The following is a 21,674-nucleotide window of genomic DNA, read 5'->3' on the forward strand; positions in this document are numbered from 1 at the left end:
ACATGAACAAAATAAATCTTTCCACTTTTGAAATATGAATATTTCAGAAGAAACTTTTCTTGTAAATCTTGGCATTCACGTTAGACAATTACGTGAAAAGAAAGGCTTATCTCAACAAGATTTAGCTGACGACTGTAGTATTAATAAATCTCAAATAGCAAGATTAGAAGTTGCCAAAGTAAATACAGGCGTAAAAACTCTTCTGAAAATTGCCAATGCTTTAGATATTGAACCTAAAGAATTGTTGGATTTTCCTTTGAAATAAGTAAACAAAAGATGAAAAAAAATTCTTTTATAACTTCAAAAGTTTTATTTTTCTTTCTTCTAATTTTCATCTCCTGTGAAAAAGTTGATTGCAGAAAACTAATATCAATTTACAGAAAAGGAAGTTTCAATATCGTAGTAAAAGAAACACCTTTACCATTCTCAAAACATAATTTCTACATCACAGGAAAAAGTTTAAATACTAATAAAGATACCATTTATGATGAGGAAAACAGATGGCTTTGCGACTATTATAAAGAAATTGAAATAGGAGACACAATCAGAAAAAAGGAAAATGAAGCAATTTTAAGTATTTTTAAAAAAGATACAGTACTAAATTTACAATTTAATTGTAACGGAACAAATTACAATTAGAATTTCGGCTAAAGCCTTTTCCTAAAAACCATAAAAAAACCTCCAGCTAAAGCAGGAGGCAATTCAATGATTTTGTCATTTCGACGGAGGAGAAAGCTCACGCGAGATTCGAGACAGATTGAAGATTTGCTTTGTGGAATTTCTAGTGTTATTCTTCTCCGTCGAAATGACAAACTTTGCAGCAAATACTTTGGCACATAAAAAAACCTTTGTCAAAGTTTAAAACTTTGACAAAGGTCTCAACATATAGTTTTTTGGAATTTGGGATTTAAAAAAATTGGAATTTACTTCCCTAACAATTCTAATATCTTATCCACATTCACTTCGCTGTAATCATTGATATAAAAATCACATATTGGCAATTCTTCTTTTTTATGCGTACTCAAAACCCCAACGACTTTCATTCCGGCATTTAATCCTGCTGTAACGCCCGAAAAAGAATCTTCAAAAACCACACAATCCGACGGAGAAACACCAACACGCTCTGCCGATTTTAAATATACTTCTGGGTTTGGTTTATGAAACGTAACATCTTCGCTAGACATCATCGAATCCATTTTTTGGTCGAGTTTCAAAGCATTTGCAATCAAATCTAAATTGGCACGCGGAGCCGACGTTGCGACAGCTGTTTTGAATCCGCGTGATTTTAGCTCTTCTAAAAACTGCATGTAATGCGGAATCGTTTCGACTTTGTCTTTGTAAATCTCACGAAACATTCCTTCTTTTTCGTCTTCAAGTTTCGTCAATTCTTCTCCTTCGATTGGGCGTTTGAAGAAATGCGACATAATGTAACTATTGTGTTTTCCGTACATATGCTCTTCAAATTCTTGATTGGTATACGGAATTTTATATTTATTGAAAAATTCTTCAAAAGCGACTACATGATGCGGATTGGTGTGGCAAATCACGCCGTCCATATCAAAAATTACACATTGCTGGCTCATAATTTTATTTTGTTTTTTAAACGGGTGCAAGATAAGGGTTTTTCTGCGGAGATGCGCGGAGGTTTCTCGCAGAGATTCGCTAAGTTTTTTTTAATCTCGCAAAGTCGCAGAGGCGCAAAGTTTTATTTCACGCAGATTTTAAAAAGATTTAAGCGGATATGCGCAGATTATTTATTCTTAAAATCTTAAAAAATAAATCTGCTTTAATCTGCAAAATCTGCGTGAAACAAAATCCTTTTAATCTTATTAATCTGTGGCAAAAAACAAAACTTTGCGCCTCTGCGACTTTGCGAGATTAAATCACGTTTTTTTTTGGAATTTGGAATTTAAAAAAATTGGAATTTGCATTTTAGCCGATCCAAATTTTACTTTTCACCAAAGTCATAGTTTGTCTCAAATGTTGGTTACAAGCAATTAGAATAATCAAAACCACTAAACCGTAACCTACAATGGTGTAAATTTCCATATCGGCCAATAAAGTCGATTGTTTGGCGATTGTGCCGAAAACTTTTTTCATGGCCAAAACATTGGCATTGTCTGCCGAATATCCTTTGGCGATAAAACTTTGTGTGGTTGAAGCAATTGTGTTTTGTGCTTCTGGGTTTTCTCCTGTTATAAATTGGCTTAGCTTCAAGAAATGTTTTTTATTTAAGAAAACAATCGCATTCTGCATAACGCAGAAACCAACTGTGCTTCCCCAGAAACGTCCTGAAACCCCAACAATCCCAGAAGAAACCGCCATATTTGCCGGAACCGATGATGTGGTAAATAAGATGAGCGGAACAAATAAAAACCCAACACCAATTCCTTGCAAAATATAGGGAACAATAATATCGCTCAGCGCAACATCTGGTACAAAAAGAAACGTAAACCAGAAGTGGAAAATAGCAATGAGCGAAAAACCAATCATGAAAATAATTTTAGTTGAAACAGATTTCATCAGGAAAAAAGCAGCCAGAACTAATCCGATTACATTTCCTAGTCCGTTTATGTATTGTACGCCTGCCACACGCGATGGATCCCAATTCCAGATGGAAAACATCGCCGAATGACAAAGACTCAACGTCGCTCTGCTGATATAGAAAAGGAAAAACAATAAAAATCCTATTCGTAGATTGGCGTATTTTATCACTTCAAAATCAAAACTTGGTCTTTTTACCAAACGTTCTTTAAAGATGAACAATCCGCCTGTGATGAGCGAAATCATCAACGCCAAAACCATTTCTGACGATTGAAACCAATATTTTTTTTCGGCATACACAAAAAAGTAGGCACCGCAAAGAATCGAAATTAAAACCAAAAAATAACTCATCCAGTCGATTTGATACAACGGAATCTTCTTTGTAATTCGGTGCCCTCTAAAAGTAACTAAGATTAAAAAGACGTTTAAAACCTGCAGTCCGCCCGAAACATACAGCATGTATTTCCAGTCATAATGATCGAGAAACCACACGGCAATATTCATAATAAACGGCGTAGACAACAACAGCGAGCCATAATAAAATGAAAACCCGATGATAATGGCGTTTTTAGAATTGAATTGCTGAATAATCAATTGTCTGATTGTAATGGCAGGAAGCGCCATAAGAACACCTTCGGCAATTCTTAGCAATAAAAAAACCGAAAAATTGGTAACATAACCTGATAGCACAATCGTAATTCCGATTAAGGAATACACGCCCATCAGATAATTTTTGGTTGGAAAAAAGCTCGAAAATCGGCTTTCTATCAAGATAGTTGCCAGCAAAGTTCCGTAGGTAACGCACATCGCGAACTGCAAATCTTCGGGCTCAATATCCAGAAAACTTGCCGCATACGTTACGTTTGACGTATAAACTCCCAATAAAATCATAGAATGCAGTAAACAAACGAACAAAATAGTAATGATCGCCCATTTTGGAACCCATGATTTAAATATACTTTTATCTTCCATTTTATTTGTGCGCAGCAACAACCGTAATGTTCATTCCTGCTCTTAAAAAATCGGTTTGTTTGTCTTGTTCTTTTAACTGAATTCGAACTGGAATTCTCTGTTCTATTTTCACAAAGTTCCCAGTTGCATTATCCGGAGGAAGCAATGAGAATCTCGCACCGCTCGCAGGCGATAACGAAGCAATTGTTCCCACGAAAATTTTGTCGTTTATAGCATCAGCTTTGATTTCTACTTCTTGCCCAACGGTTAAATACTGCAATTGGGTTTCTTTAAAATTGGCTGTAATCCATTTTTCTTTACTTACAATAGAAAGCAAAGACTGCCCTTCTTTTACCATTTGTCCTGGCTGTAAAGTTCTTTTTCCAACCCAACCATCATAAGGCGCTGTAATTATGGTGTACGAAAGAAACAATGCCGCATTATCAGCAACCGCTTGTTTTGAAGCAATATTAGTTTGCGTTGTCGGAACATTCGCTTCAGCAACAGAAGTACTTAAAGAAGCCGAATGAATTCTGTTTTTCATTTCCGAAAAATGTGCCTGAGCCGATTCGTAATCTGCTTTTACTTTTTCTAATTGCTGAGAAGTTGCCGCTTCTTCGGTTACCAAAGCTTTATATCTTTCGTATTCTAATTTTGTTTTCCAAAGGTTTGCTTTTGCAGCTTCTAATTGTGCTTCGTTAATTGCCGTTGCACTTGCTGTATTAATGGCATTTTTCTGAGCCACAACACTATTTTGCTGTGCATTTTGAACATCAGCAAGAGCCACATTCAATTTCGATTTGTATTCTCTATTATCGATCACTACCAAAGTATCGCCTTTATGTACAAATTGGTTTTCGTCAAAACGAACTTCTTGTACATAACCCGTAATTCTCGACATAATTGGCGTAACGTATTGTTCTACCTGAGCGTCATTGGTTTCTTCGTGGTTTCGGTTAAACACATAAAACCAAATTCCCAAAATAACTCCGCTTATAACCAGCGTACACGCAATAATTGTTATCAGTATATGAAACGTTTTATTTCTTTTAGTTTCATTTTTTATCTTAACCATCTTTTTATCTCTTTAATTTTTTTCCCCCGGATTGAAATCCGGCGCTACAATATGAAATGTTCCTACGGAACTGAAAACTATATTCTTTAATCTTTTCTCTCCCGGATTAAAATCCGGCGCTACAATATGAAACGTTCCTACGGAACTGAGAAACAATACTGTTAATCTTTTCTCTCCCCTGATTGAAATCCGGCGCTACAACATGAAACGTTCCTACGGAACTGAGAAACTATACTGTTAATCTTTTTTCTTTCTTCTTTTTTCTAAGGCTTCAGCCTAATCTTTCAACAGCATCTAAATCTGAGGCATAATCCCCGCCGTGTGCATCATTTCGTAATGTTTCAAAACAGCATCCAAATGTGTAGCAATTTTGTTGTATTTCGCTTGAAGCAAAGCATTATCAGCATCTACCATTTCGGTAATTAAAACCAATTGGTTTAAGTATTTCAGCTTAACGATTCGGTAGTTTTCTTCGGCTAAATCCAGAGCTTTGTCAACCACAACAAACTTTTCAAGGATTTCCTGATACTGCGTATGCTCTTTGTACAACTGATCCTGAATTTCATCTTTTATGATTTCATTCTGCATTTTCTGCATATCGATTTTAGTATTCGCTTTGGCTACTTTAGTTTTGTTTTTATACAAAGCCGAAAGATCAAAACGTGCCTCGATTCCCACCTGACCTAAAGTGTACAAATACGGATTTGGCGGAAAGAATTTGTAGTTTGGATAATAAAAACCATAATTCCCGAAGAAGTTTACGCTTGGCAGATAATTCCCTTTTACCATTTGCAGTTCCCTTTTACTGATGTTTAATTCCTGACTCGCCATTCGCATTTCTTCATTCTGCATGGCTTTACTCAAGTAAAAATCGTACGGATCTACGCCGTTCATTTCATCCAAACTCGCAGTCGTATCAATTGCAATTTCTTCATTTTCCGGAATCTGAATTAAAGTCTTCAGATCGTGAAGCGCTATTTGAATGTTTTTGGAGTTTGTAAGCGCATTCAGCTCACGATCTGAGAGCTGTAATTCGGCACGTATCACCTCATTTTTGGTTACCGTTCCGTGTTTCTGAAGCGATTGCACTTCTTTTAATCGGCTTTTTTCTTCTTTGATGTTTTCTTCAAATATCTTTTGAAGTTCCATCATTTTATAAATCGCCAGATAGTTGGCCACAACTTCCAGTTCAATATCATTCTCTGTTTTTTCCGATTTTATTTTTGCAATTTCGTTTTCCTGATTCGCAATTTTAATCGCGTTGTTAATCTTGTTTCCAACGTAAATTGGCATTTTAAAAGTGGAATTCACCTCATAGATTTCAGGAATTGCTTTCGTAACTTCTTTTCCGTTTAAGAAACTATCTCCTTTAAATTCTGTAATGTTGGTAATTCTAGAGTACATTCCGTTTAGTTGTACATCTGGCAATCTAAGTTCTTTTCTTTCTTTGATGTTTTGCTCAGCGAGCGTAATCTCCAGTTGAGATTTAAGGACTTTTTTATTGTTTTCCTTCGCCAGTTTCATCGCTTCTTGTAAAGAAACCGTATGAACTTCCTGAGCCTGTAAACTATTGAATACTAACACCATTAGTAAAATCAATAAGCTTCTGGGAAAACAATCTTCTTTAGAGTTTGTTTTTGTAAGGAACATGGATGTTTAAATAATTTATGCTGCAAAGTTCCTTCATTTTTTCTTTGGCGGAAGATTATAAAAAGTCAATAACATATTCATTTCGGACAAATGTTAAAATTCCATTTTTCGAAAAAGATATATTAAAACACTGAAAAACAATTATTTGCGAGTTATATATTTCACGCAGATTTAAAAGGATTTAAGCAGATGCAGAAAGATTTCTTTTTTTTTTGCTCTCGCATATTTGGCAGATTGTGCAGATTATTAATTTAAAAATCTGCAAATCAGCTTAGATCTAAACAAATCTGCATGAAACATTTAGCGCAATCCAAAAATCCCCTAAATCTGCGGAATCTGCGAGAGAAAATTTTAAGTGATACAATAAGAAAATCTGTCTCAATCAGCTTAAATCTGTAAAATCTGCGTGAAACAAAATCTATTTACCGCGTTCCAAAATTTCCTCTCCGTTTAAGTAATCAGAAGGTCTTTGACCTAAAATCTTGAAAAAAGTATTACTGAAAGTTGGAACACTATTATAACCAACTTCCAGAGCTACCTCTTTTACAGAAAGCTTTCTTTCTAATAAAAGTTCGATGGCTTTAAGGATTCTTCGAATGGTGTAATATTGAATAAACGACATTTTGAGATCTTTCTGAAATAAGCGATACAAAGAGCGTTCGCTATAACCAAATTCATTCGCCACATCTGCAAACAGAATCGTTTCTCCCAGATTATTTTCGATATATCGAAGAATTTTTCCCAAACGCGCATCTTTAGCCTGAGGCAATTCTAAAGGCAAGTTGGTATGACATATCTGCGGAAGAATTGCTTTTATGGCTTTTGCAATAACAAAACTCGGGCTTCCTTTTTTCAAATCACCATTCCACTGATTGGTAAACATCATCATTTGAAGCAGTAAATTATTCACGGGATAAATACCTTCGCTTTTGTAGAATTCATCTTCATCTTTTTCAACCGGAAAATAAAGATTTCGCATCATCACCTGCTCCGACTTCGGATGAATACTATGCTCTACTCCACTCGGAATCCAAATAAAATGTCTTGCAGGCAGAAAGTACGATTTTGTTTCAGTAGTCACAAAAACTACATCGCCTTCAGCGTATAACATTTGCGCTTTGTCGTGTTTGTGTGTTGGAACCAGCAATTCGCCCATTATATCATGATGACAGTAAATACTCTTTTTATCGGCATCTACTTTCTTGATATAATATTTGTCTACTTTGAAAGGTGGTTGTTCCATTCTGAAATGAATACAATTTGTTTTTTGAGCATAAAGGTACAGAAGATCTCAATTCTAGATTTCAAGTTTAACAAAAACGTTTTTTACGTATTAACAAGATTATCAAAACTATAGCATTTTTTCTTTCTTATTTAAGTTAAAAAAATCCAAAAATCAAGTCTTCATTTGTCACGTTTTTGAACATTCTAAATATTTTTTTTGATAGCCTGCGGGCTCACTGCCTTTCTAATTTTACCATGTTAATGATCGAGATCTAACAGGTAAATATTATCCAACTTAAAAAAAATAATTATGCATTTAACTCCGAGAGAAACAGAAAAGCTTATGCTTTTTTTGGCAGGTGAGCTGGCTCTTAAAAGAAAAGCCAGAGGTCTTAAATTGAATTATCCAGAATCTGTAGCGCTTATAAGCCACTTTTTACTGGAAGGTGCCAGAGACGGGAAAAAAGTAGCACAACTAATGCAGGAAGGCGCACAAATCCTAACTATTGATGATGTAATGCCGGGTGTAGCCGAAATGATTCATGATGTACAGATTGAAGCCACTTTTCCTGACGGAACCAAACTGGTAACGGTTCATAACCCTATACGTTAATCCTTAAAAATCAAAACATGATACCAGGAGAAATTTTTGTAAAAGAAGGCACTATTATCTGCAATGAAGGCAGAGAAACTGTAAAAATAAAAGTAACAAACACGGGCGATCGTCCTATTCAGGTGGGCTCTCATTTTCACTTTTTTGAAGTAAACAAAGCAATGCGTTTTAATCGCGAAAAAGCTTTTGGAAAACGATTAAATATTGTAGCAAGCACCGCTGTTCGTTTTGAACCGGGAGAAGAAAAAGAAGTAGAATTGGTAGCAATTGGCGGACGCAAAAAAGCAATTGGATTTAATAATCTGGTATGCGGACAAACCGATTCTGAAAAACAGAAACAAGAAAGTATTGCAAAAGCTGCACAGTTAAATTTTAAAAATCAATAAGATGAGCTTAAAGGTAGATAGAAAACAGTATGCCAATATATTAGGCCCAACAGCAGGAGATAAAATCCGTTTGGGAGATACAGATCTAATTATTGAAATTGAAAAAGATTACACAAGTTATGGTGATGAAGCTGTTTTTGGCGGTGGAAAAACGGTACGTGATGGAATGGGGCAAAATGTTACAGCAAAAAGAAACGAAGGTGTTCTTGACCTTTGTATTACAGGAGCGGTAATTATTGACCACTGGGGAATTGTAAAAGCTGATATTGGTATTAAAGACGGGAAAATCGTAGCGATTGGTAAAGCTGGAAATCCTGATACAATGAATGGTGTTTCTCCAAATATGATTATTGGAGCATCTACAGAAGTTCATGGAGGAAAAGGTTACATTGTAACAGCGGGAGGAATTGATACACACATTCACTTTATTTGTCCGCAGCAAATTGAAACTTCTTTGTACAGCGGTATCACCACTATGATAGGTGGTGGAACGGGTCCAAATGACGGAACAAATGCAACCACTTGTACACCTGGAAAATTCAATATTCAAAAAATGCTTGAAGCATCGGAAGAATATCCTATGAATCTTGGTTATTTTGGAAAAGGAAATTGTTCTGCCGAAGAACCTCTTGAAGAACAAGTTGAAGCGGGTGCTCTTGGTTTGAAAATACACGAAGATTGGGGAGCAACTCCTGCCGTAATAGATGCTTCTTTAAAAGTGGCTGATAAATATGATGTACAAGTTGCCATTCATACCGATACTTTAAATGAAAGCGGTTTCCTTGAAGACACAATGCATGCGATTAACGGCCGAGTAATTCATACTTTCCATACAGAAGGTGCTGGTGGTGGTCACGCTCCAGATATTATTAAAGCAGCAATGTATCCAAATGTGCTTCCTGCGTCTACAAACCCAACTCGTCCTTACACAGTCAACACAATCGACGAACACTTAGATATGTTGATGGTTTGCCACCACTTGAGCAAAAACATTCCAGAAGACGTCGCTTTTGCTGATTCTCGTATTCGTCCTGAAACAATTGCGGCAGAAGATATCCTTCATGACATGGGAGTTTTCAGTATCATGAGTTCAGATTCTCAAGCAATGGGAAGACCAGGTGAAGTCATTACAAGAACTTGGCAGACTGCCAGTAAAATGAAAGATCAAAGAGGTTATTTAGCTGAAGACAAAACTTCTGAAAATGACAATTACCGCGCAAAAAGATACGTTGCTAAATATACTATCAATCCTGCGATTGCTCACGGAATTTCAGAATATGTAGGTTCTATCGAAGCAGGAAAACTAGCTGATCTTGTGATCTGGAAACCTGCATTATTTGGAGTAAAACCAGACATTATCGTTAAAGGCGGATTTGTAATTGCTAGTAAAATGGGAGATCCTAACGCTTCTATTCCAACACCTCAGCCTGTAATTTACAGAAATATGTTTGGAGCTCACGGAAAAGCCAAATTTGGTACTTGTGCCAATTTCGTTTCTCAAATTTCTATTGATAACGGAGCTGTAGCGTCTTACAAATTAGAAAAAATGATTCTGCCGGTAAAAAACTGCCGAAACATTTCTAAAAAGGATCTTATCCATAACGACAAAACTCCAGTAATTGAAGTTAATCCTGAAAACTATAAAGTAACTGTAGACGGCGAATACATTACCTGCGAACCAGCAGAAAAACTGCCGCTAACACAATTATATTATTTGTTTTAGAAATAAGAGTTTTAAAAGGCTCGGAACAATTCCGAGCCTTATTTTAAAAATTAAAAAGACATCAAAATGAAAAATATTCTTAACAAAACATTATTTGCATTCGCAGTCGTAATTACTCTTTTTTCAGTTTCGATGAATGCGCAAACATTAGGCGGTTTACGATTAAAAGATACTGATGACGGACCAAAAGGACAATTCATGATTTATGGTTCATTAGATTATTCGAAAACCAATACACCTTCTACAAGCAGTAGTTCTTTTGGTACGAGTGCCAATGCAGGCGTGCCTATTGGAGTGGGATATTTTATTAATAACAACGATGTGGTGGGGGTAAATTATGCCTACGCTCAAAATGTTTTTAATGATAAAACCATTTACAAACAAAATGAAGCAGGAATCTGGTACAGCCCTTCGGTTACTTTAGGGAAATATTTTGCCTTAATTGGTCAGGTAGACGCGCATTATGTATGGGGACAAAAACAAACAGATGACACCGCTTCAATGAAAGATTTTAACGGATATCGTTTACGTGCTTATCCTTTATTTGCGGTTTTTCTAGGAAGTGGATGGGCTTTGAAATTTAAGTTTGGAGAGCTTTCTATGCTTGATACAAAAACTAAAGGCGAAGGATGGACTAAGAATTATGTAGCGGGTATCAGCGGTTCAACATTTGGTGTTGGAATCTCAAAAAACTTCAATTTCAAAAAAAAATCTAACCATTCATGATCATTAATGAAACTATAGGAAACATTTCGCAGTACCCAACAATTGAAAAACAAATCGATTATCTGGACTTGGAATGGTTTGAATGCACCAAAAGAATACAACGCAAGAAAACCCGCAGCGGAATTGAGATTGCCATTAAATTTCTAAAAGAAGGACAGCGTTTACGAGAAGGCGATATTCTTTTTGAAGATGAAGAAAAAATAATAGCTGTCAACGTTTTAGAGACCGATGCAATTGTAATGAATCCGCATTCTATGATGGAAATGGGAACTATTTGTTATGAAATTGGGAACAAACACATTCCGCTTTTTATTCAAAACGGAAAAGTATTACTTCCATTTGAAATGCCCATTTTCAGATGGCTCGATGCTGCCGGTTTTTCGCCCAAACAACAATCTGTAAAACTGTTGAATCTTCTTAAATCAAACGTAGAACCTCACGGTCATGGAAATTTAGGTTCTTCAATATTTACCAAGATCTTAAAAATGGCTTCAAAAGATGAATAATTTAAACTTTTTATCGGCGCTGCTTCATCTTTCTGATCCCACATTGCCAATTGGAGGATATACACATTCTAACGGACTCGAAACGTATGTACAGAAGAGGATTGTTTGTAATCGAGAAACCGCAAAGGAATTTGTAGAAAACATGCTTCAATACAATCTCAAATACAACGATGGTTCTTTCATGAAATTAGCTTATGAAGCAGCAGAGAACAATGATATCGAGTTACTATTAAAACTTGACAATGAATGTAATGCCTTAAAATGTGCCAAAGAAATTCGAAATGCAAGCCAAAAACTAGGAGTTCGTTTAATTAAAATATTCAAACGAAAAGAAAACTCTTCTTTGGTTGAATCATACGAGAAAGCTGTACAAAATCAAGAGGCAACTTCGCATTACTGCATTGTATTTGGCATGTACGCTTCCTTAATGAAAATTCCTTTGTACGAAGCGCTTTTAGGATTTTATTACACCTCTGCTTCGGGAATGATTACCAATGCTGTAAAACTAGTTCCGCTTGGGCAGATTGACGGACAGGATATTCTATTCGCTCTTTATCCTACTATAGAAAAAACAGCTTTGGAAACCATTGCATTGGATCGAGACTCAATAGGAATATGCAGCACTTCATTCGATATTAATTGCATGCAGCACGAAAGGCTTTATTCGAGACTTTACATGTCTTAGTCTTAAATTAAAGACAAATTATACGATCTGATTTTTATCAGAGACGATTTAAATCTAAAAAAAATGAAAAATAGAAAATATATAAAAATTGGCGTAGCAGGACCTGTAGGTTCTGGAAAAACAGCTTTGCTGGAACGCTTAAGCAGAAGTTTATTTGGTAAATATGATCTTGCCGTTATTACGAATGATATTTACACCAAAGAAGATGCAGAGTTTATGGCAAAAAACAGTCTTTTGCCACGCGAAAGAATTATTGGCGTTGAAACTGGCGGATGTCCGCATACTGCAATTCGCGAAGATGCCAGTATGAACCTTGAAGCGGTAGATGAATTGGCAGCTCGTTTTCCTGACATTGAACTGATTCTTATTGAAAGCGGTGGTGATAATTTATCGGCAACCTTTAGTCCGGATCTTGCAGACGTCAGCATTTTTATCATTGACGTAGCCGAAGGTGAAAAAATACCAAGAAAAGGCGGTCCTGGAATTACAAGATCTGATCTTTTAATTATTAATAAAATCGACCTTGCACCTCATGTTGGCGCCAGCCTTCAGGTAATGGAAAATGATGCTCGAAGAATGCGAAACGGAAATCCTTTTGTATTTACTAATCTAAAAACCGACGAAGGTCTTGATAAAGTAATTGGCTGGATTCAAAAATATGCTCTTCTTGAAGAAATTGAAGAACCCAATCTGGTACGATAAATGAACAGCCATTTAAAAATCATAGCCGGATTTAAGCAAGGCAAATCGTATGTGAAGGACTTATATGTTTCGCTTCCTTTTCGAGTAGTTTCGGTTGGACAACTTAAAAATGATGGCAGATTGTACCAAATGGTAATGAGTTCTTCACCTGGAATTTTGGATGGAGATCATTATGATTTACAGGTTGCTTTAGAAAAAGGTGCTTCCCTGCAATTACAGTCACAATCCTATCAGAGGCTTTTTAATATGAAAGATCAAGCGAGTCAAGAACTAAATGTTTTGATGGAAGATGAAACCTCATTTTCGTATGTTCCTCATCCTATAGTTCCTCATGAAGCTTCGAACTTTAAAAGTACAGCCAAAATTCATATCGGAAAAAAAAGCGACATCATCATCAGCGAGATTATTACCTGCGGGCGCAAACATCATGGGGAAGTTTTCAAACTAAAACGCTTTCAAAACCTGATGGAAATTTACCATGAGAATAAATTAATGGTAAAAGATAATGTGGTAATTCAACCCGATCTGATTCCTATTAACAGTATTGGAAATTTAGAACAATATACGCATCAGGGAACATTTATCTTTTTTAGTACAAAAGAAAATGTAAATAAAGAAGATCTGGCAGAAAACATCATCAATATGTCTAAAAATCAGAGCGAAATGGAAATTGGAATTTCAACAATGGAAAATAACGGTTTTGTATTGAGAGCAATAGCTCATGGAGGCGAAATAATGTATAATTTTTTCCTTCAGGTTAAGGAAATGCTCTGGTCATTAGATCAAAAACAACAATAAAATGAATAGTACAATTTGGGCGCTTTTGTTAAGTGCTGTTTCGATAAGTTTCATACATACGGCTTCTGGGCCAGATCACTATCTTCCTTTCATTGTATTGTCCAAATCAAAAAAATGGAGTAAATCAAAAACAGCCATTCTAACCATCACCTGCGGATTAGGACATGTTTTGAGCTCGCTGATATTAGGATTTATAGGTGTTTTTCTAGGTTGGCAATTAAATAAGATTTCATGGTTTCAGGATTTGAGAGGAAACTTTTCGGCATGGGCATTATTACTTTTTGGAGGTGCTTATCTTGTTTACGGTTTCGTTCAAGCTATTCAAAACAAACCTCATAAACACTTTGATGTTTTGGGCGATGATGTATATGTATTTGAACACAATCATACTGAAATTGTAATGCCGCAAAAACGAATAAAAGTAACGCCGCTGGTTCTCTTCATGATTTTTGTAATGGGCCCAAGCGAACCTTTAATTCCGCTGTTATTTTACTCAGGTGTAAAACATTCCGTCTATGAAATCACGGTCTTAATTACTTCATTTACGATAACAACAGTATTAACAATGTTAGGAATGGTTCTTCTAGGACGTTACGGTTACACAACTCTATTCAATACCGAAAAAATTGAACGCTACATGTCTTTAATAAGCGGTGCAGTTGTCACAATCTGCGGTATTGGAATGGTCTTTTTCGAATGGTAAAAAATAAATATTGACATTTTAAAAATTTAAATACAATGAACAAGTTTTTTGAAAAAATACCTTTTGTAGACATTATCTTAAAAGGAATCGGGCAAATTATGCTTCAGGAAAATGCATGGACAGGATTATTATTCCTTATTGGTATTTTTCTAGGAAGCTGGCAAAGCGGTATCGCCATTTTACTTTCAACCGTAACAGGAACTTTTATTGCAATACAACTTAAATACGATCAATCTGAAATTAATGCTGGATTGTATGGTTTTAGCGCTGCACTTGTGGGCGTTGCGTTATCTTTTATATTTCAGACTACTTGGCTTATCTGGATTATTATCATTGTTGGAGGAGCTTTGGCAAGTATTATACAGCACTTTTTTATTCAGAAAAAAATTCCGGTTTTTACCTTTCCTTTTATCATAATAATTTGGTGTTGTGTGTTTGTTTTACATCATTTTACCAATATTCCGCCTTCTGATTTAATAACTGCGAAAGCAATCACTACTACTGATGATTTTTTAACTTCAACAAATAGTTTTGGGGAAGTTATCTTTCAAGGAGGTGCACTATCTGGAATTATTTTCTTCATTGCCGTTTTTATTAATTCTCCTTCTGCAGCTTTGTATGGATTTGTAGGATCATTGGTAGGAGCTTATATTTCACATCTTTACGGCGAACCTATTGATAAAATCCACATGGGATTATTTGGCTTCAATGCGGTTCTTTCGGCAATAGTTTTTTCAGGATTCAAAAAAATCGATGGATTATGGGTACTTTTGGCGGTAATATTTACTGTTCTTATAGATGATTTTCTGGTAAACAACAATGTATTGAACATTGTAGGCGGTGTATTAACATTTCCTTTCGTGTTAGGAACATGGATAGTTTTATTGCTGCAGAAAATCGCTAAACCCAAAACCCAAGAGCAGTTTTAAGAATAATACAAGATCTATGAAAATAAAGATTGCTTTTTTACTCGCATTTATAAGCGGGATTGTTTCGGCTCAGAAAACAGGATTCGAGAAACAACTAGTAATTAAAGATGCTGAACACAAACTTCCCATTGCTGGTGTTTTAGTTACTTATAATAACGGAAACAGTCATACGCACTCAGAAACCAATGGTGTAGTAAAAATCAATATTAAATCACTGCCAGATACGCTCACATTTAGTCACGAGACATACGATGATCTAAAATTGGTGATAACGAACGAAGAGAATAAAAATAATGTGATTTTTTTAGAACACAAACCTTTTCAGCTTTCTGAAGTATCGGTTGTTCATAGTTCTTTTTTATCGGCGATTACAAAAGTAGATTTGAATAAATTTCCTGTCAACTCGGCTCAGGATTTACTTCGAAAAGTTCCCGGACTTTTCATCGCCCAGCATGCTGGAGGTGGAAAAGCAGAACAATTATTTTTGAGAGGTTTTGATGCCGATCATGGAACTGATGTGAGTGTAAATGTAGACGGAATGCCGGTAAATATTGTCTCTCATGCTCACGGACAGGGATATTCAGATCTGCATTTTGTTATTCCCGAAACAGTCAATAATATTGATTTCGGAAAAGGTGCGTATTATATGGATCGTGGCGATTTTAATACCGCCGGATATGTCGATTTTAAAACATTCGATAAATTAAACAATAGCACAATCAAATTGGAAGGCGGCTCTTTTAACACCAAAAGAATCCTAGGAATGTTCAATATTATGAATGATCCTTCGGGAAAAAGCGGTGCCTATCTGGCTGCAGAATACAATTATTCCGATGGTCCTTTTGATGTGAAACAAAACTTTAACCGAGTAAATATTTTCGGGAAATACAACAAATGGATTACCGATAACGATTATTTTAATATCCAATTTTCGACTTTTAATTCATCGTGGAATGCTTCTGGACAAATTCCTGAGCGCGCCGTTGCAGAAGGTATTATTAGCCGCTGGGGAAGTATCGATCCTACTGAAGGAGGAAATACCTCAAGAACCAATCTCCAAATGAATTTTAAACACATTATATCATCAACAGAGCAAATTGATGCTATGGCGTGGTATTCAAAATATAATTTTAATCTATTTTCTAATTTCACTTTTTATCTAAATGACAAAGATCGTGGCGATGAAATTCAGCAAACGGATGGAAGAAATATTTATGGAACTGAATTAAAATACACCAAAAACTTCTCAACTTCCAACGGAACATTGGATTGGATTTCAGGTATTGGATTCAGAAATGATGATATTAATACTTTACAGCTAAATCATGTATATCATAGAGATTTGCTACTCGATAAATTGGCCGATGTAACTGGAACAGAAACCAATATGCATGCTTTTACCGGAGTAATTTGGCAAACTGGAAAATGGACTATTAATCCTGCTTTGCGATTAGATCATTTTATTTTCAATATGCATGATTTATTAAATTTAGAACAATTGCCTTCTGAACAATCTTCCGAAGCAACCAGACTAAGTCCGAAACTTAATTTTTCTTTTGCCCAAAACGACAATGTAATGTGGTTTCTTAAAACCGGAATGGGTTTTCATTCTAACGATATGAGAGTGGTGGTTACTAATAAAGACCAGAAAACACTTCCTTATTCAATTGGCGGAGATTTCGGCGTAAGATTGCATCCATTCAGTTCGCTAATTATTACTCCTACAATATGGTATCTAGATCTTCAGCAAGAATTTGTATATGTTGGAGACGAAGCTGTCGTTGAGCCTTCAGGAAAATCAAGACGTTACGGTGCCGACTTAGGAATACGTTTTCAGCCCTTTAAAAACTTTTATTTAAATGCCGACATCAATTATTCTCACGCCAGATTTATTGATGAAGAAAAAGGCCAGGATTATATTCCTCTTGCTCCTATTATAACAAGTACTGGGTCTGCCAATTGGGATTTCTTAAATGGTTTTTCTTTAGGATTGCAATATCGTTATATGGGTGCTAGACCAGCGACGGAAGATGATAGTATTAGAACAAAAGCGTATTTTGTAAATGACCTTATGCTTTCGTATAATCGTCAGAAATGGGGAGCAAACCTGCAGTTTAGCAATCTTTTCAATGTCAAATGGAATGAAGCACAATTTGCAACAGAAACACAGCTAAAAAACGAACCAGAACCTATTACTGATCTTACATATACGCCTGGAAATCCTTTTGGAATCAAGGCTGGAGTGTACTATAAATTCTAAAATAACCGCTCACAAACTTTAAGATTTTCTTATTACAATTTTGTAACCATTTTTTTACATTTTAATTTACATTTGTATCCGATTAATCGTTTTTTCTACCAAAAAAACAAAACCTTTTATCCATACATAATAAATATAAATGAACCTCAAATACGTAAATAAGAAATATGGAGTTTCTCTCTAATTTTGAATATAAGAAACTGTTTCTTCCAAATATAACAGAGCAAATATTAGCCAATAATGCAGATATACAACTTTATCGTATTGAGAATTATCTCAAAGGAATTTTAATGCCGGTTATTCCTTATCGTACTGCTTTTAATTTTATTATTTTTGTTACAAATGGGCATATCAAACAACATCTTGAAAATAAGGAATACCATGCACAAGAAGGCGAAATTATCTTTATTAAACAAGGAAGCATTACTGCTACCCTAGAATTATCTGATGATATCGAAGGCTTTTTTTTGGCTTACGAAAACAATGTTCTTTCAGAACAGGAATTACCAAAACACAAAACCAGTATTTTCTTCATATCTCCGTTTCTTAAACTTGATCATCTTTCATACCATACCCTTACACAGCTTTTACCTGTAATGGAGCAAGAATTAATGCTCAACAATCTTAATACAAATGATGTTATAATTTGTATGCTTCACCTTATTTTAGTGAAAATTCTATGCATAAATTCAGGAGTAGCACATACATCTGCAACCCGACAAATGGAAGTTTCATTACAGTTTCGAGATTTACTTATTAAATATCATTTAGAAGAAAAAAAAGCCGGTTTTTATGCCCAGAAAATGTCTGTTACGGAAAACTATCTTAATAAATGTGTCAAAAATGTAACCTTGAAATCCGTTAAACATTGGATTAACGAAATAGACATCAATTATAGCAAGGCACTTCTCTATTCTAGTAAAGATATCGCCGAAATTGCATACGAACTTAATTTTCATACGGCTTCCCACTTTACTCAATTATTCAAAAAAATAGCTGGTATAACCCCAAAAGAATATCGAACTCAGTTTTTAAATAATAAAACCAATCCTGCTATTTTAAATGAAATTTAGTGATAAGACACAATTATTTAACCCAAAGCACTCAAGGATTTTTTTCTAGGATTACGCTTATAAACGCAAAGTCCGCAAAGCTATATATAAAGCTTTGCGGACTTTGCGTAAAAAAATCTTAGCGCTCTTTGCGGTTAAGCCCCACAAAGTTTACATAAAAAAAATGCCTCTCGTAATGAGAGGCATTTTACAAACTTAGGCGGTCTGGACGGGACTCGAACTTATCCAAATATTGTTAGTAAATCCAATACTTTACAGAGATTAAAAAATAAAAGGGAATGTCTTAGGGGATGTTTCCTGTAAATTTTACAGTTAAAAAAATTATTACTCTCTGATAAAATAAATTAATTCTACAATCATTTTTTATCAGTAAAATGAGTTTTTATTCCACATAAATAGTCTTTTCTGTATCAAAAATTGTTAAAAAATGTTAAAGTTTTAAACTTGTAAAAATAGCCAATCGTCACCAAATCAGCATATTGAATTTTATTTGTAAGATTTTTATATATGATTTAGCTGAAATTTCGCAAGAGAAAAAAAAGCCTACTAGAGTTATTACATAAAGTATGAACTCCAAAATATTTTTATATGGAAACAAATTACTTTACCGTGAGAGCGGTGTTAAGAACGGACAAAATTAGAAAAGATGGAACTTGTCCTATCCACATTGTATTACAACGCAATAATGTAACACAGAAATTTTCTTCTTCTGAATTTATTGAAGAAAAGTATTGGGATAAAAATGCTGAACAAGGAATTGGAAAAGGTTATGGTAATTTAAATGCTGTAATTAAAAAAAAGAAGCAAAAACTTGAAGATTTTATTCGGGAGAGTAAAAGTATTGGTAAATCACTTTCTAAAGAAGAAATCTCAAACTTTTGGAATGGCAAATCCGATTCTGAAGGCGATTTATTGTTTTCCAAATTTTACGAATCATTTTGCAAAAGACATTTCCTTACCATCAAAGAAAGTACCCAAATACATTATACGACCTTAGGTAAGAAAATAAAAGATTTTAAACCAAATTTAAAACTCTCTCAAATCGATTATTCTTTTATGGTTGAATTTGACAACTATTTGATTCAAACCAACAGTGGAAGATATAATATGATTAAGTTTCTGAAAAGAACTTTGAAAGAAGCTGTAAAATTAGATGTTTTAAAAAATGAATCTTGGAAAGGATTACAAAATGTTTCTCCTAGAACAAGAGAGGAATATTTAACAGCTCCTGAAATTAATCAAATTATAAAATGTGATCTCTCTTTAAAAAAACATCTGGAATTAGCCCGAAATATGTTTTTATTCAGTTGCTACACTGGGATGCGTTTTAGTGATATTGTTGCATTGAAAAAGGAAAATTATAAAAATGGAATAATAACTTTAAAGCAAATTAAAACTAATGTCGATTTACAAGTGCCTGTTAATCTAAATGCAAAAAAATAATCTGTAAATTTTACAATCAAAGAGAAGATCACGAAAACATTTTCCCTTCGATAGAAAATCAAACTGTAAATAGATATTTAAAAAAGATTGGAGAAATTGCCGAAATAAAAAAGACGCTTCATTTCCACCTTGCTCGTCATACCTTTGGTACTACCTTGCTAAATAATAATGTAAATGTCTTTTATATCTCTAAAATGATGGGACATAAAAAAACTAAGTCAAACTTACGCATATACAGGGATAAATGTTGGAAAAATGAAAGACATTATGGTTAATGTAAAGTTTTAATTTACATCAAAATTTAAACGGCAATAATAAATTACAAATCTTTAAAAAATTCATTAAGTGTTAGATCATGTATAGCAAGAACCTTGATAAGAGTTTTTAATGTAATATTATTACCCTTTTCAATTCACCAATATTGGACTCGATTTATATCATACTCAAAGGCAAAGGTTTCATAACTCGTGAAACCTTTTTCTTTTCTTAAAGTTTTAATCTTATCTGCAATTTGTAGAATTATAGTATCTATGTCTTTGTCCAAATTTTCCATTGAACTAAATTTGGCATTTTACCGCATATAATTTACCTCATTAAATAAACCGCATATATTAAGCTTTTTTATTACTTAAGCTAAAAAGTTAATGTATGAAACGTTTATTATTTACTGTCATAATTGTTATTTTTCCAATCTTAAAAGTAAGCTCTCAAGTTAACAACCTAAAGGATTTACTGGAAATTTCAGAACTAATTGTAAAACAAATGGTGATTGAGCTACAATATACATGGAAGCTACATCCCCCTATTCAAGATACATCTGAAAAAGGTTTTGTTACGGAGCGATATACTTTTTCATATAACAGAGATAATAAAAGATAAATCTTGAAAAAGTGCGGGAAAATGGATTTAAATAGTAAGGAAACTTTCTGGCTTACAAACTTCATTTCAGACGACAAAAGCTTATTGGATAGAATCACTAAAAACCTAATTTATCAGGGATTCGAATTGAAAGGAAAACAAAAAGTAAACTTAATGTACGAAGATGGAAATCGAATTGTAACAATCCAAACACAATCTGATAATGACTTTAAACTTCCCAAAGATTGCTATTCTATAAATGTTATTGTAAACAAATCAATTAATAATAGATACCAGTCAACAAACAATTCAAAGAAAAACATTGCTGTACAAAAGACAAATCCTTTAGACAACATTTCAAACTCAGAAAATAGCACTTCCAAAAAAATAATTGACATAACAAACTTATCAGACCTAATGCGAATAGCAACAACTTCTATCAAGAAAATCTCTATTGTTTTAAGTCCTGACTGGGAAAAAGTTTCATATCCTGAAAATTTAGAACCTCTTGATGAATGGTACTCTTATAAAAATTCTAATCAGGTAATCGAAAGTTATTTAGGATGGGATAATGGAATTGGAAAAGATGTAAAAATAACTTCATTTGAGTTTTCTCAAAAAGAACTATTAGATGAAGTTCTCCTTGAATTAAAAAATTCCGATTTTAAACTTGTAGAAAAAAATGACGAATATTACAATTTTGAAAAGAATAACATTATTATCGAGATATATCTAAATAAAAAAAACGAAAAAGGAGGACTTTATAAGGTCGAAATATCATCTGTAATAGACAAATCAAAAGCTCTCTTAGAGAAAAAAATTTAA

The 21,674-nt window shown here is 34.3% G+C and carries 23 protein-coding genes; 18 read left to right on the plus strand and 5 right to left on the minus strand.

Features of this window, described 5'->3' with window-relative positions:
- The first annotated feature begins 34 nt into the window (after positions 1-34).
- On the plus strand, positions 35-265 hold the full coding sequence (locus P2W75_RS03255; protein WP_276378892.1) for a helix-turn-helix domain-containing protein: 231 nt from the start codon (positions 35-37) through the stop codon (positions 263-265).
- A gap of 11 nt (positions 266-276) precedes the next feature.
- Positions 277-639 carry a hypothetical protein gene (locus P2W75_RS03260; protein ID WP_276378893.1) on the plus strand — a complete coding sequence of 121 codons (363 nt, stop codon included), beginning with the start codon at positions 277-279 and terminating at the stop codon, positions 637-639.
- A gap of 284 nt (positions 640-923) precedes the next feature.
- Here P2W75_RS03260 and P2W75_RS03265 read toward each other — a convergent pair whose 3' ends face one another.
- The 5 genes from P2W75_RS03265 to P2W75_RS03285 form a co-directional block, all read right to left on the minus strand.
- Positions 924-1,583, minus strand: a complete 660-nt coding sequence (locus P2W75_RS03265; RefSeq protein ID WP_276378895.1) for an HAD family phosphatase — start codon at positions 1,581-1,583, stop codon at positions 924-926.
- A 349-nt stretch (positions 1,584-1,932) separates the two neighbouring features.
- Entirely contained in the window at positions 1,933-3,516 is a 1,584-nt protein-coding gene (locus P2W75_RS03270) for an MFS transporter (protein WP_276378896.1), read from the minus strand.
- Position 3,517: 1 nt separating this feature from the next.
- The gene (locus P2W75_RS03275; protein ID WP_276378897.1) at positions 3,518-4,570 is read right to left on the minus strand and encodes an HlyD family secretion protein; all 1,053 of its coding nucleotides are present in this window, start codon (positions 4,568-4,570) and stop codon (positions 3,518-3,520) included.
- Between the two features lie 294 nt (positions 4,571-4,864).
- Positions 4,865-6,157 (minus strand): TolC family protein, encoded by a 1,293-nt coding sequence (locus tag P2W75_RS03280; RefSeq protein WP_276378899.1) that lies wholly within the window; start codon positions 6,155-6,157, stop codon positions 4,865-4,867.
- A gap of 481 nt (positions 6,158-6,638) precedes the next feature.
- Entirely contained in the window at positions 6,639-7,463 is an 825-nt protein-coding gene (locus tag P2W75_RS03285; RefSeq protein ID WP_276378901.1) for an AraC family transcriptional regulator, read from the minus strand.
- A gap of 291 nt (positions 7,464-7,754) precedes the next feature.
- Here P2W75_RS03285 and ureA point away from each other — a divergent pair, with 291 nt between their 5' ends.
- The 16 genes from ureA to P2W75_RS03360 all read left to right on the plus strand — a co-directional run bounded on the left by ureA (position 7,755) and on the right by P2W75_RS03360 (position 21,674).
- Entirely contained in the window at positions 7,755-8,057 is a 303-nt protein-coding gene (gene ureA, locus P2W75_RS03290; protein ID WP_207298108.1) for an urease subunit gamma, read from the plus strand.
- Between the two features lie 17 nt (positions 8,058-8,074).
- Entirely contained in the window at positions 8,075-8,443 is a 369-nt protein-coding gene (ureB, locus tag P2W75_RS03295) for an urease subunit beta (protein WP_207298109.1), read from the plus strand.
- 1 nt (position 8,444) lies between these two features.
- Positions 8,445-10,166 (plus strand): urease subunit alpha, encoded by a 1,722-nt coding sequence (gene ureC, locus P2W75_RS03300; protein WP_276378904.1) that lies wholly within the window; start codon positions 8,445-8,447, stop codon positions 10,164-10,166.
- 66 nt (positions 10,167-10,232) lie between these two features.
- Positions 10,233-10,892, plus strand: a complete 660-nt coding sequence (locus P2W75_RS03305) for a hypothetical protein (protein WP_207298111.1) — start codon at positions 10,233-10,235, stop codon at positions 10,890-10,892.
- On the plus strand, positions 10,889-11,398 hold the full coding sequence (gene ureE / locus P2W75_RS03310; protein WP_207298112.1) for an urease accessory protein UreE: 510 nt from the start codon (positions 10,889-10,891) through the stop codon (positions 11,396-11,398). The genes P2W75_RS03305 and ureE overlap by 4 nt, the downstream gene beginning before the upstream one ends.
- Positions 11,391-12,083 carry an urease accessory protein UreF gene (locus tag P2W75_RS03315; RefSeq protein WP_276378905.1) on the plus strand — a complete coding sequence of 231 codons (693 nt, stop codon included), beginning with the start codon at positions 11,391-11,393 and terminating at the stop codon, positions 12,081-12,083. The genes ureE and P2W75_RS03315 overlap by 8 nt, the downstream gene beginning before the upstream one ends.
- Positions 12,084-12,146: 63 nt before the next feature.
- Entirely contained in the window at positions 12,147-12,785 is a 639-nt protein-coding gene (gene ureG, locus P2W75_RS03320) for an urease accessory protein UreG (RefSeq protein WP_207298114.1), read from the plus strand.
- Positions 12,786-13,583: an urease accessory protein UreD gene (locus P2W75_RS03325; protein WP_276378906.1), complete on the plus strand. Its 798-nt coding sequence runs from the start codon at positions 12,786-12,788 to the stop codon at positions 13,581-13,583. It begins immediately after the preceding gene.
- Between the two features lies 1 nt (position 13,584).
- Positions 13,585-14,286, plus strand: a complete 702-nt coding sequence (locus P2W75_RS03330) for a hypothetical protein (RefSeq protein ID WP_207298116.1) — start codon at positions 13,585-13,587, stop codon at positions 14,284-14,286.
- 35 nt (positions 14,287-14,321) lie between these two features.
- Positions 14,322-15,215: an urea transporter gene (locus tag P2W75_RS03335; protein ID WP_276378907.1), complete on the plus strand. Its 894-nt coding sequence runs from the start codon at positions 14,322-14,324 to the stop codon at positions 15,213-15,215.
- A gap of 16 nt (positions 15,216-15,231) precedes the next feature.
- Complete coding sequence (locus P2W75_RS03340; RefSeq protein ID WP_276378908.1) at positions 15,232-17,475, plus strand: TonB-dependent receptor plug domain-containing protein; 2,244 nt, start codon at positions 15,232-15,234, stop codon at positions 17,473-17,475.
- A gap of 167 nt (positions 17,476-17,642) precedes the next feature.
- The gene (locus P2W75_RS03345) at positions 17,643-18,548 is read left to right on the plus strand and encodes a helix-turn-helix domain-containing protein (protein ID WP_276378910.1); all 906 of its coding nucleotides are present in this window, start codon (positions 17,643-17,645) and stop codon (positions 18,546-18,548) included.
- A 588-nt stretch (positions 18,549-19,136) separates the two neighbouring features.
- The gene (locus P2W75_RS03350; RefSeq protein WP_276378911.1) at positions 19,137-19,991 is read left to right on the plus strand and encodes a phage integrase SAM-like domain-containing protein; all 855 of its coding nucleotides are present in this window, start codon (positions 19,137-19,139) and stop codon (positions 19,989-19,991) included.
- Positions 19,991-20,266, plus strand: coding sequence for a tyrosine-type recombinase/integrase (locus P2W75_RS22575; protein WP_373921624.1), 276 nt, complete (start codon positions 19,991-19,993; stop codon positions 20,264-20,266). The genes P2W75_RS03350 and P2W75_RS22575 overlap by 1 nt, the downstream gene beginning before the upstream one ends.
- A gap of 373 nt (positions 20,267-20,639) precedes the next feature.
- Positions 20,640-20,870 (plus strand): hypothetical protein, encoded by a 231-nt coding sequence (locus tag P2W75_RS03355; protein WP_276378913.1) that lies wholly within the window; start codon positions 20,640-20,642, stop codon positions 20,868-20,870.
- A gap of 21 nt (positions 20,871-20,891) precedes the next feature.
- Positions 20,892-21,674 carry a hypothetical protein gene (locus P2W75_RS03360; RefSeq protein ID WP_276378915.1) on the plus strand — a complete coding sequence of 261 codons (783 nt, stop codon included), beginning with the start codon at positions 20,892-20,894 and terminating at the stop codon, positions 21,672-21,674.

The organism is Flavobacterium sp. H4147 (assembly GCF_029360735.1).
Lineage (GTDB): Bacteria > Bacteroidota > Bacteroidia > Flavobacteriales > Flavobacteriaceae > Flavobacterium > Flavobacterium endoglycinae.